The sequence below is a fragment of the Halalkalibacter sp. HAAS-P014 genome, assembly GCF_056619965.1.
The window spans coordinates 1-15,504 of the sequence record NZ_JBWQTV010000006.1 but is presented as its reverse complement, the minus strand read 5'-3'; the positions used below and the strand labels follow the sequence as shown (position 1 = coordinate 15,504).

The window sequence follows — 15,504 nt, the reverse complement described above, 5'->3', positions numbered from 1 at the left end:
CATATGAATGGAGATGAACAAAGGTATATTAAGGATGCATTCGAGTCCAATTGGATTGCCCCACTTGGTCCGAATGTGGACGCTTTTGAAAAAGAAATAGCAGAGTACGCAGGAGTCAAAGATGCTGTAGCCCTAAGTTCCGGAACCGCAGCAATTCATTTGGCTCTTTCTTTTTTAGGAGTGCAAAATGGTGATAAAGTATTTTGTTCAAGTCTTACATTTGTAGCAAGTGCGAATCCGATTCTCTACCAAGGAGCTGAACCGGTATTTATCGATTCAGAGCGAGATACGTGGAATATGTCACCTCAAGCTTTGGAACGGGCACTTATTGATGCAGCGATTGAGAGGAAACTTCCAAAAGCCGTGATTGTTGTCAATTTGTACGGACAGAGCGCTAAAATGGATGAAATCGTTGCCTTATGTAATGCATATCGTATCCCTATTATTGAAGATGCAGCTGAATCTCTTGGTTCGAACTACAAAGGAAAACGTAGTGGGAGCTTTGGAGAATTCGGTATTTATTCTTTTAATGGAAATAAGATAATTACGACATCCGGTGGTGGAATGCTTATTTCAAATAACAGAGAAGCTCTCACAAAAGCACGTTTCTTAGCTTCTCAAGCAAGAGATCAAGCTAGCCACTATCAACATAGTGTTCTTGGCTATAACTACCGAATGAGTAATATTTTAGCCGGTGTCGGTAGGTCGCAACTAGCCATGCTAGATGAAAGAGTTCAGGCAAGAAGAACGGTTTATGAGCGCTATACTCAAGAATTAGCAGGCCTTCCGGGTATTAAATTTATGCCCGAATTAGAAGGAACCAAGTCAAATCGTTGGCTAACCGCTTTAACAGTCGAGGAAGCAAAAGCAGAAGTATCAATAAAAGAAATACTAGACTCATTGGCTGAAGAGAATATCGAGGCCCGTCCCGTTTGGAAACCGTTGCATATGCAGCCTCTGTTTAAAGGGACATCGTATTACCCTCACAGTGAAAGGGAAAATGTTTCTGAATCATTGTTTTATACAGGGGTTTGTCTTCCTTCGGGGTCTAATCTAACAGAAGAAGAGCAAAGTCGAGTGGTCCAATGTATTAAAAAATCTATTAAAATGAAAGTATAAAGAATATGAGGCAGCAAATGAATGATGTAAAACCATTGAAAGTCCTTCACGTTGTCGGTGCAATGAACCGCGCTGGGACAGAAACTATGTTAATGAATATCTTCCGAAACATAGATAGGACAAAAATACAATTTGATTTTATTTCCTTTAGTCAAGAGGAAGCTCATTATGACAAAGAAATAAAGAAATTGGGTGGGAAAGTGATAAAGGTATCAAAAACCCAATCAATTAAAGAATTGATAGAAGTAATGAAGAAACATGGCCCATACGATGTGGTCCATTCTCATACACTGTTTCACTGTGGGATTGCTAATGCAGCAGCAAAGCTTACTGGAGTGAAGGTGAGAATTGCCCATGCACATACCACATTGGATAAAAACGATAGTTTAATTAGAAAAATTTATATTCATACTATGAGAACGGTGATTTCAGGGTTTTCAACGAAGTTACTTGCATGCAGCAAACAAGCAGGAAGTTACTTATTTGGTGATCATGTATTTAACAGTAAAAAGTATTCGTTTTTTCCTAATCTTATCGAGTATTCAACGTTTTTAGGTGACCATAAACATGCAGTAGTGGAATTCAAGAAAGAAGCAAAGTTAGAAGACAGCTTTGTCATTGGCCATATTGGCAGATTTATTGAACCTAAAAACCATACCTTTTTATTAGATATTTTAAAAAGTACACTAAATAAAAACAGTAACACCAAATTGCTTCTTGTTGGAGATGGAGACCTTCGCAAACAAATCGAAGAAGAAGCAAAAGCAAAAGGCTTATATGAACACATACGTTTTGTGGGACTTAGAGATGATATCCATACTATGTTACATAGCATGGATGTTTTTGTGTTTCCTTCTATTTATGAAGGATTGGGCTTAGTGTTGTTAGAAGCTCAAGCTTGCAAAGTGCCCTGTATTGTCTCTGAAGCGATTCAACCAGAAGCTGACTTACACATGAACTTAGTTACAAAATTAAAGCTAGCTGCTGGCCCTGATGCTTGGGCAGAAACGATAATGAATCAAGCTAACAATAATGAAACGAGTAAAGTGAACGTAACCGAAGCATTTGAAAAAAATGGTTATTCATTATCGATTGGGATTCATAATCTGATGAGTATCTACCAATCTTAATGAATAATGGAGGGACGTATGAAAAAGTTATTAATCTCCTCATTTGATATGGAGGTTGGTGGAGTAGAAAGAAGCATGATCAGTATGCTCAATAACTTTGACTATCAAAAATATAATGTTGACGTCATGCTCTACAGTCATACTGGTGACTTTATGAACTTACTTCCAAGTAAACCAAACCTATTAACAGAGTTAAAGCCATATAAAACGTTTCGACTCTCCATTGGAGAAACGTTAAAAAGTGGAAACCTTTCATTAGGGCTTGTTAGATTGATTTCCAAATACAAAGCAAGTCTTAGTAAGTCTACTGAAAATGGCTATAAGCAAATGCAATATATGTGGAAATATTCACTGCCCTTTCTACCGAAAATAGAAAAAGAGTACGATGTTGCTATTAGTTACTTATGGCCACATTACTTCATTGCCAATAAAGTGAATGCCAAAACAAAAATAGCCTGGATCCACACCGACTTTTCTACAGTCGAAACGGATGTGAAGTTGGACATTCAAATGTGGAATCAATTTCACTACATTATGGCTGTATCTGAGGAATGTAAAAATTCATTTATTCAAAAGTATCCAAGATTGCAAAAGAAGGTTGTAGTTATGGAGAACATTACTTCTCCAGATATGGTTAGACATCTAGCAAACGAAAAAGTTGAAAATCCAATGGTTAAGGATCCAAGGTTTAAAATCATTACAGTAGCTAGGCTATCTCATGCGAAAGGAATTGACAACGCTGTACGTGCATTAAAGGTATTAAAAGATCGAGGCTATGACAACATTGCTTGGTATGTTGTTGGATATGGTGGAGATGAAATAATGATAACGGATTTGATTGAAAAGAATGGTCTAAATGACCAATTCATATTATTAGGGAAACAAATCAATCCTTACCCATTTATGAAAGCAGCTGATTTATATGTGCAGCCATCACGCTATGAGGGAAAAGCTGTAACAGTTGGAGAAGCTCAAATTCTATCTAAGCCAGTGTTAATCACAAACTATACAACAGCAAACAGCCAGGTTAGAAATGGTTTTGACGGGTGCATTTGTGAGATGTCTGTTGAAGGGATTGCAAATGGTATTGCAGAGCTTTATCTAGATACTCAATTACGGACTGACTTAGCTCAAAATTGTAAAGGTACAAACTATGGTAATAATGAGGAATTAGAGAAGTTATATCAACTAGTGTAAGGAGGGACAAAACATGCTACCAAAAGTGAGTGTTGTTGTTCCTATCTATAAAGTAGAGAATTACCTTGCTAGATGTGTAGATAGCATTTTGAATCAAACTTACTTAAATCTTGAGGTGTTTCTTGTCAATGATGGTTCTCCTGATCATTGCGGGAAAATGATTGATGAGTATGCAGCTAAAGATAACCGTGTAATAGCAGTTCACAAAAAAAACGGCGGTCTATCAGATGCCCGAAATTATGGGATGAAGTACGTAACAGGAGAGTATACTCTATTTGTTGATAGTGACGATTGGGCCGACCTTTCTATGATTGAGGATATGGTATCAACTAGTTTGTCGTTTCAAGCTGATGTGGTGCAGTCAGCTTTTTATTATGCCTATGAAGATCATTTACTGTTTGATAATAGGTACTATTCGCAAGACGATCCTCCAGTCATCTTAAATAAAAAAGAAGTAATGTCTGAGTTAGTCATTAATGAAAGAGTGAAGAACTTTGCTTGGGGGAAGCTCTATAGAACAAAGCTGATTAAAGACATCCCGTTTAAAAAAGGCGTTCTATTTGAAGATGTGTTCTGGGCTCATAAGGTGATGCATCAGGTGAATAAATATGTGATATTGCATCGACCAAAATTCTATTATCTGCAGCGAAGTGACAGCATAGTTGCAACCTACACGCCGAGAAACTTAGATATTATCAAAGGGTTAAAAGAAAGGCATTCTTTTATCGAAAGACATTATGAAGGGCTTGTTGATGACTCGTATAAGGTGATAGTAAGAACGTGTTTGACTCACTTTAACCTTCTTGTATTAAATGGACAAAAGGATAAGGGCGGCATACATAAGCTAGAAATCAAAAACTATATTCAAACTCATGCTGCACAATTTATTAGAGCTGTCAAGAAGGATAAGGAATTAAAAAAACAATTAGCTTTATTTTTAATTCATCCGTACTTAAATGTTGTTTTCCTTGCAGCAAAGAAATTATTAAGAAAAATAAAAGTGCTTCCAAAACCGATTGGACTAGAGCGCATTAATACGTAGAGGAGGCATGTTAAATGAATAAGTTAATAGGGAGGATAAAAAAAACACTAGTACTCTTACTCATCCATCTATTTAACTGTTTTCCTATTAAGAAAAATAAATTAATTTTCTTTAGCTATTATGGAAGCCAATATGGATGCAACCCCAAATATATCACCGAGTACATTCTTGAAAATAACGATGCTAAAAAATATGATCTTGTATGGGCTTTTAATAATCCAAATCTCATTCCAAAAAAACATGGAATCAGGAAAGTTAAGGTGATGACAGTAAGATATTTTTATGAATTATGTACATCGAAAGTAATTATTACAAACTTCCGTACTACTGAACTATTCGTAAAAAGGAGAGAGCAGTATTATATCCAAACATGGCACAGCTCGCTGAGGTTAAAACAAATTGAACTTGATGCTATAGAATCTCTGCCAGAACAATATGTTCAGATGGCTCAGAAAGATTCGCTGAAATGTGATTTGTTATTATCTGGTTGTAAATATAGTACAGACATCTTTAAAAGAGCATTTTGGTATTCGGGCGAAATCTTTGAACAAGGCACTCCAAGAAATGACCTTTTAATTCAAAATAATAAAAGCATAAATAGAAGGATTTTCAGTTCTATAAATATACCAGTAAACTCAAAGGTTATCTTATATGCACCTACGTTTAGGAAAGATAATCAACTAGATGTTTATAATCTTGACTATGCAAAAGTGTTAGGACAATTACGAAAGAAATATGGAGGAGAGTGGACATTTCTTATCAAGCTCCATCCTCACCTATTGTCTAAATCAAATGAATTAGTTTATGGCAAAGGGGTTATTGATGTTACGGCTTACGATGACATTCAAGAATTGTTAAGCATATCTGATGTTCTAATAAGTGATTATTCTTCTTTAATGTTTGATTTTAGCTTAACGAAACGACCATGTTTTTTGTATGTTCCAGACCTTATAGACTATACAAAAAATGACCGTAGCCTCTATTTTGATATTAATAAACTGCCATTTAAAACCACTGTTAGCAATAAAGAGCTGTTACATAAAATAGAAAACTTCAGCAGTGAAGAGTATCAAAAAGATCTATCTAGATTCCAAAAAAGTGTAGGTTCATTTGAGAACGGAGAAGCTTGTAAACACTTAAAGGATAAACTAGATGAAGTTTGCTTAAACAAGAAAAGGAGGGAATTTAATGAAGCCATATAAAATTGGTTATACCACAGGAGTTTTTGATTTGTTTCATGTTGGCCATTTAAATATATTAAAAAAAGCAAAAGAGCAATGTGATTACTTAATCGTGGGCATTAGTACAGACGAATTAGTATTGAGCTACAAAAAGAAACAGCCAGTGATTCCACATAATGAACGAATGGAGATTGTTGAGGGAATCAAATATGTAGATAAAGTAGTGCCACAAGTGAATCGTGATAAGTATGCTGCTTGGGAACAAATTCAATTTGATGTGATGTTTGTTGGAGATGATTGGAAAGGGAGCCCTATTTTTAGTGAGGTTGAAACTAAGTTTAATCAAGCTGGAGTGGAGTTGGTGTTTTTCTCTTATACGAAGGGCGTTTCTTCGACGATTGTGAAGGAGAAGATTGAAATAGTTTAAAAAACATGGAGATTGATACAATGAAAAAGAAAAAATTGTTATTTGTGATTGAATCTTTGGATTGTGCAGGAGCGGAGAAGAGTTTAGTCACATTACTATCTCTGCTCGATTATTCTAAGTATCAAGTCGACTTAATGCTCTTTGCACATGGAACAGTGCTGGAAGAGCTAGTCCCTAAAGAAGTTAACATTTTAAAACCACTTGAATATACAACATTCTCTACTCTAGGTTTAAAGGATGCCTTCGTATATTCAATTAAGAAAGCTAATTTTAAGATGTTAACTTCAAGATTGAAATTTTCTCTCAAAATACGTAAAAATAATTATAAAAATGCTCAAAAAGCACGCTTATTTTGGCAATATGCTTCGAAGGTGATAGAAACTAATCCTACATTCTACGACATTGCCATTAGTTATTCCCAAGGGATCCCAACATTCTATGTTTCTGAAAAGGTAAAAGCAAAGAAAAAAATCGCGTGGGTAAATGTTAGTTACAAACTCGAAGATCTAGAGAAAAGATTTCAGCAGCAATTTTATAATACGTTCGATAAAATTGTTGCAGTTTCCGATTCTACAAAGGATATATTTTTAGAAACCTTTCCAGACTACTCAAATAAAGTCAAAGTCTTATATGACATTAACGATCCCGGTTTTATAACAAAAATGGCTGAATTAGACGGAGGATTTGAGGATGATTTTGATGGCATTAAAATTTTAACAATTGGTAGACTGGCTAATCAAAAAGGTTATGATATTGCAATAGAAGCATGTAAGAGACTGAAAGAAAAAGGGATTAACTTCAAATGGTATGCGTTAGGGAAAGGCCCATTAAAAGAAGAAATCGAACAATCGATCATAGACAACCATTTATCTGATCGATTTATCCTATTGGGTGTAAAGGCTAATCCCTATCCATATATTAAACATGCTGATTTATATGTGCAAACCTCAAAATTTGAAGGCTTTGGTCTTGCTATTGCAGAGGCTCGAATGCTGAATGTACCAGTCGTTACAACTAGGTTTGATGCTGTATACAATCAAATGGTTGATGGAAAAAATGGTGTCGTTGTGGATATGAATCCAGCAGCTGTGGCAAATGGGATTATGAGGGTTCTACAAGATGATATTCTTAAAGAAAACATTGTAAAGTATTTGAAAGCAGAAAAGAAAGGCAACGTCGAAGAGTTAGATAAATTTTATCAATTAATTGGATAATCAGATAAATTCATATCGAAAGAGTGTAGTGCCTAATGAAGAAAAAAATAGTATTCATGGTTAAAAATATGAATATCGGTGGGACTGAAAAAGCATTACTGAACATGATAGCTGAAATGCCCAAAGATGAATATGATATAACAATATTTATGCTAGAGGAGTTTGGTGGTTTCTTAAATAATATTCCAAGCAACGTCAACGTTGAATATTTTAATGGATTTGAGGAAATAAAAGATGCTTTAAATAATCCACCACTTTTAACTGCAAAGGGTTTATTGAAGGAAGGTAAAATAATCAAGGCATGTCAGATTGCAGCTATAAACATTCTATCCAAAGTAACTAAAAATCGATGCCATTTCTTCAAATATTTATTGAAGGATCATCCAAAACTGAATCAAGAATATGATATCGCGGTAGCTTATGCTGGTCCAATGGATCTCATAAGCTATTTTGTTGTCCATAAAATTAAAGCAGCAAAAAAGATTCAATGGATTCACTTTGATATTTCGAAAATAGGATTTGATCAAGAGTTTGCATCAAAGCTCTACCCAATATTCGATGAGATCTTTGCAGTTTCAAATGAAGCTAAAAATGTCCTGATGAATCAGCTTCCTGAATTAAAAGGGAAAATTAATACGTTTTATAATGTTTTATCAAAAAATCAAGTCATTACGTTAGCGTCAAATGCAAAAGGGTTTGATGATCATTTTAATGGGGTAAGAATCCTGACTGTTGGTCGCTTAAGCAAAGAAAAGGGGCAAGATCTCACTATTCCTGTATTAGCAAAATTAAAAGAAAACGGGTATAACGTTAAGTGGTATTGTCTTGGTGAAGGGCATGTGAGAAAGGAGTACGAACAACTTATTAAACAGTATAGGGTTGAAGATGATTTTATCTTATTAGGAAGTAAATCTAATCCTTATCCTTTTATGAAAGAGTGTGATGTATATGTACAATCGTCTCGTCATGAAGGATATTGTATAACACTAGCGGAAGCCAAATGCTTTTCTAATCCAATTGTTAGTACGAAATTTACTGGGGCAGAAGAACAGATCACTCATAACCACACGGGTTTAATTGTGAATTTTGATGAGGAAGAGATGTATTCAGCAATCAAAAAAATATTAGATGACAAAATATTAAAAAATAAGCTCAAAAAAAATCTTAGCAATGAAATTGTTGATTCGACAAAAGAAATAGAAAAACTTTCAAGCTAATTTAATTAGTAAGTCTCAAATAGTATTTTTATACTGTTTGAGACTTACTTAATTAATAATTATCCAATTTTCAAGAGGTGGCCATAATGAAGAAAGTATTATTCATGCTTAGCAGTATGAATATTGGTGGTGTAGAAAAGTCATTGCTTTCACTTTTATCTGTCATGCCAAAAGACCAATATGATATTACAGTTTTACTTTTAGAGAAAAAAGGTGGTTTCTTGAAGGAAGTTCCAGACTGGGTGAAAGTAGAGGAAGCTACTTGGTTTAATGAGATTAAACCTGTTATTATGCAGCCACCTCAACAAACAGTTAAAGATTATTACTCAAGAAAACAATATATAAGGATTCCGAGTTTTGTATGTTCTTATTTAGTGTCGAAATACTTTGATAACAGATATTTATATTACAAAGAAGTATTAAAAAGTGTTCCTATAAAAGAAAGAACATATGATGTTGCCATTTCATATCAAGGACCAACGGACATTATTGATTATTATGTAGCCAATAAAGTAACAGCGCAGAAAAAGATATCCTGGGTTCATTTTGATGTTTCTAAACATTTAATTAATGAGAAATTATATAAAAAACTTTACATTAAATTTAATAAAATCTTTGCGGTTTCTGAAGAAGCGAATCAAAAAGTATTAAAAAAATTTCCTAATATCAAAGATAAAGCAGATGTCTTTTTAAATATTGTATCTAAAGATTTAATAAGAGAGATGTCAGAGAAAACAGTTGAATTTGATGATAGTTTTAATGGAATAAAGATTGTCACTGTTGGGCGACTCTCAAAAGAAAAAGGGCAAGATTTAGCAATTAAAGTACTCTCAAAACTTCAAAAAGAAGGCTATAACGTTAGATGGTATTGTGTCGGAGGTGGAAAAGCTAGGAAAGAGTATGAAATGTTAATAGAAGAGTATGAATTGAAAAGCGATTTTAGATTACTAGGAGCTAAAGTAAACCCTTATCCTTTTATAGCAAAAGCTGATATTTATGTTCAAACATCTAGACATGAGGGTTATTGTATAACTTTGGCAGAGGCAAAGTTGTTAAAAAAACCTATTATTACAACGAACTTTATAGGAGCTTTTGAACAGATAATGGATAACAAAACTGGCTTAATTGTAGATACTGATGAGAATGCACTATATAAAGAAATAAAATTTTTAATTGACAACAAACATGAGCGAGACCGACTAAGTAAAAACCTTTCAGATTTTAGAGAAAATAGTGAAGAGGATATATTAAAAATAATATGAGCAGGTAAGAAAAGAGGGAATTGTTACATGAAGCCTAAATTTAGCATTGTTGTCCCAGTCTATAAGGTGGAAAAATATATTCATAGGTGTATAAGCTCAATACTTGAGCAAACTTTTCAAGACTTTGAATTAATTTTAATCAATGATGGTTCTCCAGATAAGTGCGGAGAAATATGTGATATTTATGCCTGCCAAGATGATAGAGTAAAAGTAATTCATAAAGAAAATGAGGGGGTATCTTCAGCACGTAATTATGGCATAGCAATAGCTAAAGGAAAATATCTATTGTTTGTTGATAGTGACGATTGGATTGACCGGTACTCACTAGAAATATTATTGAAAAATGTTAATGATGAGAAAGCAGATGTATTAGTATTTGGGGTGACGGAACATCTTTCTTCGAAAAACAACGTGGTAAAAAGTAAACTTAATGGATTTTATAAAAAAGAAACAATGGACATTAAAGAACTAGGTAGTAATTTCATATATTTTCTTAACTCTGCTTGGATGCAACCCTCTTGGATGTATTTATTCAAAACGGAAATAATTCATAAACATAAATTGAAATTTAATAAGGATATGGTTTTATACGAAGACTTTGACTTTAATTTAAGGTATCTAAAGAATTGTAATACAATTACTTTCATCCCAGAGGCGTTGTATCATTATTATGTATATACATCAATAAACCAACTAGCAAAGCGTAATAAAAGCAATATAGTTTCGGATATTAGTACTGTTAGTAATTCATTGCTTGATTTTTTAAATTATACAGATGCTAAAGAAGAGGTCTTTATTCAAACATATTCTTATATATTGCCAATGTATACACTTTGTTTAAGGAACATTATTATCCATAGAAAAACAATTAATTATAAATCCAAAAAAAGATTTCTTAAAGAATTAAATTCAGATAATGTTTTTAAAATGATTCTAAAAAAACAAGGTGAATATTTACGGTTTTATCGTCTATTAGACCAATTATTAAAGAAACGACTATATATGATTAGTTACAGTTTATTGTTAATTAAATTATCCAGATAAACTACAATGTCTTATTCATTAAGATTAAGGTGTCTGTTATATTTGTTAATTTAAAACAGTGCCACAAGAAATGTTTAGATTAACATTACATTAAGGACTTGAAAGGAGAAATAATGTTTGTTTTATTAAAAAAATTATTAATCATGATCCTTAACAAATATCATCTAAAGGTTATCAGTTTTTTTAGATTGTATAATAAATTTTATTTTCCTTACCTAACTATAATTAAAGGTTATAAGGAAGTTTCATTTGAAAAAGACATTAAAAATGGAATATTTAAGATATTCTTAGATGAAAAAAATAACAAAGTTATTAAGGTTGTTAAGAGAGATACTTTTTATAGTTATTTATTTTTCAGAGAATTGCAAAGAAAAGGAAATTTTAAGATGTACAGGGAAATTTTGTCATGTTCAAACGATACTGAAGATATAGGTGATCATATTTCTAGAACGATAAAAGTATATAGAAGTGGAAGCTATGAATCTCCTTATATAAAAGGTCTGAACTTAGAAATATTGAGATTGAAATTAAAGGCAGGTGAAACAATAAGTAAAATAAAAACATATGACTTATTCGAATCTTTAGATAACTTAGTCTGTAACTTAGACAAATATAAAAGAAAACAAGAAGTGTTATCTGGTGACTGGATGCTTCAAAATCTACTTTATGATAATGAGAGTAAGAAGATTATTAACATTGATTTAGAAGGGTTTTATACATTTAAGGGAAATCAAGAACAAAATAATATTGACCATATTAAAAGTGATTTAGAAGAAATTAAATTGTTACTTGAAAAATATGACAATAAAAAATGAGTAATAATTAATATTACAAATTTAATTCTATATTTTAAAGTATATTATAACTTTCTTAAGTTGCATTGTTCGTTAGATCAGCCAAATATTCTGTTGTTATATCGTAAGTATCAGTATTAGGGGGATTAAATGAAAAAAATTGATTGTTCAAAAGGAAAAATTATAAAAATAAAACAGGCAATTTGGAATTGTACACCGAGAAAATTGAAATTTTATTATCGAAAATTCCGACCAAGTAATGGAGAAATATGGGTGGAAACTTCTTCTATTACTCATACATTATGGCAACGAGACTTACCAAATCAAATGAGAAAAATGGGTTATCGTTCACTTGTTAATGGGAATTGGGATAATTATAAAATAACTTTTGAATCAACAGCGGTCTACCGAGGTTTTTATCAGCATTTTATAGAGGGCATAGAGTGGGAGGACACTGTTTATTATACTTATTTAAAAGATGGTTATTTATCAGACCGTGTCAGTTTAGCGGGGTCTATAAAGAAGTTTCTTAATTCATATGATTGTCTATTTCAGATCATGAAAAAAAATGGGTATGATCAGCTACCTCCAATAGAAGTTCATATAGGACGAAATGGTGAATTGATTCGTCATGACGGATCACATAGATTGGCAATTGCAAAAATTATCGGGTTAACAAACGTCCCAATAAAAATAAATCTTATTCACTGTGCTTGTGATGTGAAGAAGGTGCTTAAAGAGAATATTGTGAAAGAATTAGCTAATTCAATTAACCTGCAAAAGTTGAGAACTTAAGTATACTATCTTGTATGATAATTAGAAAATAAATATTTAATAAAGCAAAGGTAATTATTATGATTAAGACATAGGATTGGTGAGGAATATGAAGGAGTCAATAAAGAAATTATTAATGCTTTTTGATAAAAAGCAGAAGAAAAAGTTAGTAATAATCTTTTTTATGATGATAATAGCAGCCATTTTTGAAACAGTAGGAATTGGTATGATTGTTCCTTTTGTAGGTATTGTGACAAACCCTCAAATAATACACGAACAAGCGATGCTATCTTTTGTATACGAATTATTAAATTTTCAATCTACATCAGCATTTATAGTTTTTGCTGTTTTACTTTTACTTACAGTATTTGTATTGAAAAATGTTTACCTATTATTCTTTCATTATATTCAATATAGAATTATTTTAAATCAACAGGTTAAATTATCTCGAAGCCTATTTAAAGAGTATTTGACTAAGCCTTACACTTTTCATTTAGAACGAAATACTTCTAGACTTCTACGTAATGTTAATGGGGAAGTCCCTAAAGTGTTTCAGGGAATTATTATGTCGAGTTTTCACTTAATGACAGAGATATTAATTATTACGTGCATACTGACTCTTCTACTTTACACGGCACCTACTGCTACAATAACAGCAACAATTCTTTTAGGTGGTAGTGTTATTTTGTTTTTTAAAGCATTTCGTGAAAAAATTACTCACTTAGGAAAAGAACAACAAAAAGTAAGTTCTTCAATGATCAAGTGGGTCAATCAAGGATTAGGAGCTAGTAAAGAAGTTAAAGTGTCAGGGAAAGAAAGTTTTTTTGTTAATGCTTATACAAAACAGAGTAAAATTAAAGCTAATAATAGCCGATATATGAAAATGTTAGAACAAGTACCAAGACTTTTTGTAGAAACATTATTGGTATCAATAGTTCTAATGACGATGCTCATTATAATCTTTCAAAATACAGATACAACTCAGCTCGTATCAACAATGGCTCTTTTTGCTATGGCTGCTTTTCGACTCATGCCTTCAATTAATCGTGTTGTTGGATTGATTACTACAATTCGCTATAGTCAACCTGCGTTAGCTGTGGTGTATGAGGATTTGTTTGTTAATAGAGATACCAGTTCATTAAATGAGCTTAACAGTTCACAAAACGGAATAATTAGTAACGGTAAGAAAATATTCACTAATGCAATAAGGTTAAATAATGTGTCATTTAGATATCCAAATCAAAAGGATTATTCTATAAAAGATGTATCGTTAACAATACCTATTGGCAATTCAGTTGCATTTATCGGTGAATCAGGTGCAGGGAAGACTACACTTGTCGATATTATTCTAGGTGTATTACAACCAGAAGAAGGTCGAATTTTAGTAGATGGAAAAAGTTTAGAGGAGCAGAAATCACTCTGGCAACGGAAAATTGGTTATATTCCACAGTCTATCTTTTTATCTGATGATACCATTCGTGGAAATATTGCATTTGGTATTAGAAGTGAAAAAATAGATGATGAAGCTGTCTGGAGAGCTTTAGAACAAGCACAATTGAAAGAATTTGTTGAAAGCCTTCCTGATAAGCTGGAAACTACTGTTGGAGAGCGTGGTGTGAAACTTTCAGGAGGACAGCGTCAACGGATTGGAATTGCAAGGGCACTATATCACAACCCCGAGATTTTGTTTATGGACGAAGCAACTTCCGCATTAGATAACCAAACGGAAAAAGAGATAATGAAAGCTATTGATGGATTAAAAGGTCAAAAAACACTGGTTATTATAGCTCACCGACTGAGTACAATAGAGAACTGTGATATTGTTTTCAAAATCAATAAAGGAAGATTAGCAACAATGGAAAATAAAATAGAGCAGTCCATAGTATAGAATAAAGCTACTAATTAGGAAACGGGTAAAAGGTATTGAATTTAGCTAAAGATTTTGACCTATGTAAGAAATAATTTTTATCTATGCAAGGATAAAAATTATTTCTTATTGGCCTTGTTGCTTTTATTTAAAACAAGGCCTTTTAATATACACATTCCGAACTTATAGTAAGTATTTCTTATATGTTTTTTCTAATTTATTTGGAATTACAAATCCAAATTATACCGAAATATTCTCAGAAATCAATAAATTCTTATCTAGATCATTATTTCAAGAGGAATTTAAGGAATTAATATAACTGAACTAAATAGTAATTTATACAGGTGGTTATTCTATTTAGAATATGTATACCTGGATTTTGAAAAGCGTTTAGAAGCATTAAGAGAGGGGATAGAAGTTCAATCCCGATTAAGAAAAACTAGTGAATGTATTGAGGTATTTAAAAAAATTGAAAGCAATATGACAATTGAATGGTGAAGCGCTTTAAATCCATCTGGTCTCTAATAATCATAAAGAATAAATTGTTGGTGTTAATAATGAAAAAAATTAGAATATGTGCTGTAGCGACTACTTCAATAACTATAAAAAGCTTTCTTTTGGAACAACTTAAATTCTTAAGTCGTAATGGGTATGATGTTACAATAGTTTGTGACCATGATGATGAAATTAAAAAAAGCTTACCGAATAGCATTAATTATAGACCAATAAGTATGAAAAGAGGTGTGGAAGGGTTAGGTGCATTGAAAAGTATTTATCTTCTCAGGCGTTTTTTCCAAAAAGAGAATTTTGACATAATCCAATATTCCACACCTAATGCTGCACTATATGCTTCAATTGCTTCATGGCTAACAAGAACCCCCGTTAGACTGTATTGTCAGTGGGGAATACGCTATGTCGGTTTTAGTGGTTGGCGTAGAAAAGTTTTTAAAGCTATTGAGAAAGTAGTGTGCTCTCTTTCTACCTATATAGAACCAGATAGTTATGGAAATCTGGAATTTAGCAAATCAGAAAAGCTTTATACTAGTCACAAAGGTAACGTTATATGGAATGGAAGTGCGAACGGGGTGGATCTTACTAGGTTTGATTTTACATCAAATGGATAGGCTACACTAAGTTGGACAGATGAAATAAGGGCTTGTAAACTTAGACTATTAAATTAAGGGAGCGTGCTACTATGACACGTCAACGTCGAACTTTTACACCCGAATTTAAACT

14 protein-coding genes are annotated in these 15,504 nt (G+C 32.5%); all 14 read left to right on the top strand.

From position 1 onward, the window contains the following. Positions 1–3: 3 nt before the first annotated feature. The 14 genes from AC1FXZ_RS04845 (at position 4) to AC1FXZ_RS04780 (ending at position 15,392) form a co-directional block, all read left to right on the top strand. Positions 4–1,119, top strand: coding sequence for a DegT/DnrJ/EryC1/StrS family aminotransferase (locus AC1FXZ_RS04845; RefSeq protein WP_480051951.1), 1,116 nt, complete (start codon positions 4–6; stop codon positions 1,117–1,119). Between the two features lie 17 nt (positions 1,120–1,136). Continuing rightward, entirely contained in the window at positions 1,137–2,249 is a 1,113-nt protein-coding gene (locus AC1FXZ_RS04840) for a glycosyltransferase family 1 protein (protein WP_480051557.1), read from the top strand. Between the two features lie 18 nt (positions 2,250–2,267). Next, positions 2,268–3,446 carry a glycosyltransferase gene (locus tag AC1FXZ_RS04835; protein ID WP_480051555.1) on the top strand — a complete coding sequence of 393 codons (1,179 nt, stop codon included), beginning with the start codon at positions 2,268–2,270 and terminating at the stop codon, positions 3,444–3,446. A 13-nt stretch (positions 3,447–3,459) separates the two neighbouring features. Continuing rightward, a complete protein-coding gene (locus AC1FXZ_RS04830; protein WP_480051553.1) occupies positions 3,460–4,488 on the top strand; it encodes a glycosyltransferase family 2 protein in 1,029 nt (342 codons plus the stop codon). A 14-nt stretch (positions 4,489–4,502) separates the two neighbouring features. Continuing rightward, positions 4,503–5,690, top strand: coding sequence for a CDP-glycerol glycerophosphotransferase family protein (locus AC1FXZ_RS04825; RefSeq protein ID WP_480051551.1), 1,188 nt, complete (start codon positions 4,503–4,505; stop codon positions 5,688–5,690). Then, positions 5,677–6,096 carry an FAD synthase family protein gene (locus AC1FXZ_RS04820; protein ID WP_480051549.1) on the top strand — a complete coding sequence of 140 codons (420 nt, stop codon included), beginning with the start codon at positions 5,677–5,679 and terminating at the stop codon, positions 6,094–6,096. The genes AC1FXZ_RS04825 and AC1FXZ_RS04820 overlap by 14 nt, the downstream gene beginning before the upstream one ends. Positions 6,097–6,116: 20 nt before the next feature. Then, complete coding sequence (locus AC1FXZ_RS04815) at positions 6,117–7,310, top strand: glycosyltransferase (protein ID WP_480051547.1); 1,194 nt, start codon at positions 6,117–6,119, stop codon at positions 7,308–7,310. Between the two features lie 35 nt (positions 7,311–7,345). Further along, a complete protein-coding gene (locus tag AC1FXZ_RS04810) occupies positions 7,346–8,527 on the top strand; it encodes a glycosyltransferase (protein ID WP_480051545.1) in 1,182 nt (393 codons plus the stop codon). An 86-nt stretch (positions 8,528–8,613) separates the two neighbouring features. Next, a complete protein-coding gene (locus tag AC1FXZ_RS04805) occupies positions 8,614–9,789 on the top strand; it encodes a glycosyltransferase (RefSeq protein WP_480051543.1) in 1,176 nt (391 codons plus the stop codon). A gap of 27 nt (positions 9,790–9,816) precedes the next feature. Further along, the gene (locus tag AC1FXZ_RS04800) at positions 9,817–10,833 is read left to right on the top strand and encodes a glycosyltransferase family 2 protein (protein ID WP_480051541.1); all 1,017 of its coding nucleotides are present in this window, start codon (positions 9,817–9,819) and stop codon (positions 10,831–10,833) included. Positions 10,834–10,946: 113 nt separating this feature from the next. Next, positions 10,947–11,648: a hypothetical protein gene (locus tag AC1FXZ_RS04795; protein ID WP_480051539.1), complete on the top strand. Its 702-nt coding sequence runs from the start codon at positions 10,947–10,949 to the stop codon at positions 11,646–11,648. A 129-nt stretch (positions 11,649–11,777) separates the two neighbouring features. Continuing rightward, positions 11,778–12,422 carry a hypothetical protein gene (locus AC1FXZ_RS04790; RefSeq protein ID WP_480051537.1) on the top strand — a complete coding sequence of 215 codons (645 nt, stop codon included), beginning with the start codon at positions 11,778–11,780 and terminating at the stop codon, positions 12,420–12,422. Positions 12,423–12,510: 88 nt separating this feature from the next. Beyond that, on the top strand, positions 12,511–14,289 hold the full coding sequence (locus AC1FXZ_RS04785) for an ABC transporter ATP-binding protein (protein WP_480051535.1): 1,779 nt from the start codon (positions 12,511–12,513) through the stop codon (positions 14,287–14,289). Between the two features lie 536 nt (positions 14,290–14,825). Next, entirely contained in the window at positions 14,826–15,392 is a 567-nt protein-coding gene (locus AC1FXZ_RS04780; protein WP_480051533.1) for a glycosyltransferase, read from the top strand. Positions 15,393–15,504 lie beyond the last annotated feature (112 nt).